The organism is Leptolyngbya sp. FACHB-671 (assembly GCF_014695745.1).
Lineage (GTDB): Bacteria > Cyanobacteriota > Cyanobacteriia > Elainellales > Elainellaceae > JAAUTN01.
Window position 1 is genome coordinate 1 of the sequence record NZ_JACJOV010000091.1, and the last position, 3,085, is coordinate 3,085.

At 47.6% G+C, this 3,085-nt stretch carries 4 protein-coding genes and 1 pseudogene; all 5 read left to right on the forward strand.

The annotated features are described in order from the left end of the window. The first annotated feature begins 151 nt into the window (after window positions 1–151). Entirely contained in the window at window positions 152–319 is a 168-nt protein-coding gene (locus tag H6F93_RS11990; RefSeq protein WP_190680979.1) for a VOC family protein, read from the forward strand. A 41-nt stretch (window positions 320–360) separates the two neighbouring features. After that, window positions 361–1,086: an SDR family oxidoreductase gene (locus tag H6F93_RS11995; protein WP_190680982.1), complete on the forward strand. Its 726-nt coding sequence runs from the start codon at window positions 361–363 to the stop codon at window positions 1,084–1,086. 44 nt (window positions 1,087–1,130) lie between these two features. Beyond that, window positions 1,131–2,312, forward strand: coding sequence for an L-dopachrome tautomerase-related protein (locus H6F93_RS12000; protein ID WP_190680983.1), 1,182 nt, complete (start codon window positions 1,131–1,133; stop codon window positions 2,310–2,312). Window positions 2,313–2,473: 161 nt separating this feature from the next. Beyond that, window positions 2,474–2,776: pseudogene (locus H6F93_RS34030) on the forward strand (VOC family protein); the annotation flags it as partial. Window positions 2,777–2,830: 54 nt separating this feature from the next. Beyond that, on the forward strand, window positions 2,831–3,085 hold a 255-nt coding region (locus tag H6F93_RS34035), incomplete at its 3' end, for an IS1/IS1595 family N-terminal zinc-binding domain-containing protein (RefSeq protein WP_524537875.1).

Consider the following 3,085-nt stretch of genomic DNA (forward strand, 5'->3'; position numbering starts at 1 on the left):
ACTGCATCAATCGCTTTGCGACGAAGGTCATAACTGTAGGGGGCTGACATTGGCACTCCTAAACGCTTATCTATCTCTAAAATAATGTCCTAGCTTAATTGCGTAAAGCTATAGTCCACAAGGCCCACCGGATCATCTAAGGGTGCAAGGCTTGCGGAATCTTGTCTTCTGGGTAAATAACTTGCAGGCAACAGATGCAGAATTGAAGTCAAAGGGCGTGCAACTGATTTGGGAGAGCCGCTACATTCCTGAAGTTGAAACGTCGGTAACCAATTTTCGAGACAACAACGGAAACTTGATCGCCATTTGGGAGAGATAAACGCACTTTGGCGACTTGTTATCCTTTTAAGGAGGTCGGATATGAAACCTGTTGCGTTAATCACAGGAGCTAATAAAGGAATTGGACTCGAAATTGCTCATCAACTTGGAAAGCGTGGCTATCGAGTCATCCTGGGTGCCAGAAGCACTGAACGAGGAGGAGCAGCAGCCAAAGTGTTGCAGGCTGAGGGAATAGAGGCAGAATCGATCGAATTAGATGTGACAAAGGCAGAATCGATTGCAAAATTGCCTGATTTCATTCGTTCAAAATTTGGACAGTTGGATGTGCTGATTAATAATGCTGCAATTTTGCTGGATAATGACGGACCACCACCCAGTGCGACAGATCCACAAGTATTGCGAGACACCTTCGAGACTAATTTCTTTGGTGTGTTTACAGTGACTCAAACTGTGCTTCCTTTTTTGTGCCAAAGTCCTGCGGGTCGCATTGTCAACCTGTCGAGTTCAGTTGCGTCATCAACCAGCATTCTTGATCCAGTTTCCCCCTTATCTGAAGTGATATCTCCCGCTTATCAAGCCTCCAAAACGGCCGTAAATGCTCTCACTGTTCTACTGGCAAAGGAACCAGCGCATACAACTATCAAAGTCAATTCAGCCTGCCCCGGTCCTGTGAAGACTGACCAAAACCCTAAGAGAGGTCTTCTCTCCCTAGAAGAGGGCGCTGACACACCCGTTTGGCTGGCAACACTTCCCGCAGACGGTCCAAATGGAGGATTCTTCAACTCACGAAAACCAGTGCCTTGGTAGCTGCGTTCGGTCATGCGTCAATAACAACAAGAGAAATTTTAATCATGCAAGCTAAAACTCTGAAGATCCTGATTTCACTGGCGATCGCCACAACCGGACTCGCCACAAGTGGAGCAATTTTGGCATTCGCAAGGCAATCCGTTGAAACAACCAATCAACCCTTAATGAGTCAAGCTGATTCGCAAAATACGACATTGCCTGAAATGCCTGTATCCAACGAAATTGAACTTGAGGTGGTGGCTGAATTACCCATTCGCCCTTCTGCGGTGGCCAAAACTCCCGATGGTAGGGTAATTTGGACAGAACACTTTGGCGCACCCAATCCAAATCGAGTCCATGAATTGCTACCAGACGGCACATTTCGAGATTATCCTGCTGGAGCACAACATGAATCTCATGCCTTGCAAATCGACAGCCAAGGGGTGCTGTGGATGCTGGATATGGGCGGAAATGGCAGACTTCCTAAGCTGATTGGCTGGAACACGACGACCGAATCTTTGGTGAAAGAAATTGAGATTCCATCTCCTGCCTATGAACCCAATTCTTCTATGCAGGACTTTGTAATTGATGAATCTAGAAATCTGGTGATTATTGCAGATACGGCAGGGGGTTCAGAACCCTGGCAATTTAACCCAGCCCTGGTTGTGGTTGACCTGAATACTGGGGAGCCTCGTCGACTTTTAGCAGGGCATTCCAGCGTCCAAGCTGAGGCGATCGATGCGATTATCGAAGGTGAGCCATTGATGATCACCACGAATCGTGAAACAGGTGAACAAATGCCTTCCCGCTGGGGTGTCAATGGGATTGCGATCGACCCCACCTATGAATGGGTTTATTACAGCCCCATGAGCAGCACAAGCGTTTATCGAATCTCCACTCGCGATTTAACAGACACCAGCCTCAGTGCAGAAGAACTGGGTAATCGTGTCGAGCGATATGGCGACAAAAATATTGGCGATGGCTTAATGGTAGACACAGCAGGAAACGTCTACAACACCGATTTGCAATACAACGCGATCGGTGTCACAAATGCAGAAGGCGATTACCGCTTGATTCGCAAAGATGATGAATTATTGAACTTTAGTGAAGGCTTTGAACCTGCCGCAGATGGCTACGTTTATGTAGCAACGAACCAAGCACACAAAAGCATTTTCTTTCAACCCGTTGATGTCGGTGTTCCTCCTTATTACCTGCTGCGATTCAGACCGTTAGCACCTGCTCGTTAGAACTAAAGGAACTGATGTTACCCAAGAAATTGTTGCCAGCTATTACCCTATCTGTTCTAGCTATCGGCTCTTTGGCAATTCATAGTGTTGCTCAACAATCCCAACAGCAACCTACTCAAGATCCAGCGCGATCGCCTGAGCTTTCACTCGCAACCCATCACATGACGGTATCTGTTGCTGATGTGGAAGCGGCATCGCAATGGTATTCAGAGAAACTCGGTTTTACTGAAACAAGACGGGTTGTACTTGATAACGGCAATGTGCAAATTGCCTGGATGGAGATCCCAGGCTTTCGAGTAGATCTAGCTCAAGTGCAAGGGTCAGTACGACCTGAAGAACAGAATGCTGTACCGCCTCAGCATATGCTCTCGCAAGGTTGGCGACACTTAGCGTTTGCAGTAGATGATGTCGATCGCGCCTATGAGACTCTCAGCGATCGTGGAGTTGAATTTATCAGTCCGCCTGTGACCTACGATCCACTGGGCATTCGCATTGTGGCGTTGCAAAATAGAAGTATGATGCAATGTTCACACTGTCAATCCAACCAAACCGTCAAGAACGGACGACGCAAGGGTATCCAGAACTATCTGTGCCGCAGTTGCAATCGTCAATTTCGTGAAACTCACACCCCTCAGGGTTATTCCTTGGAAGTCAAGGCACACTGCTTGAACCTCTATCTCAATGGCATGGGCTTTCGTGCGATTGAACGAGTCACAGGCGTGTGTCACAACACGGTAATCAACTGGGTCAAGCAAGCAGCCCAAGCTCTGCCC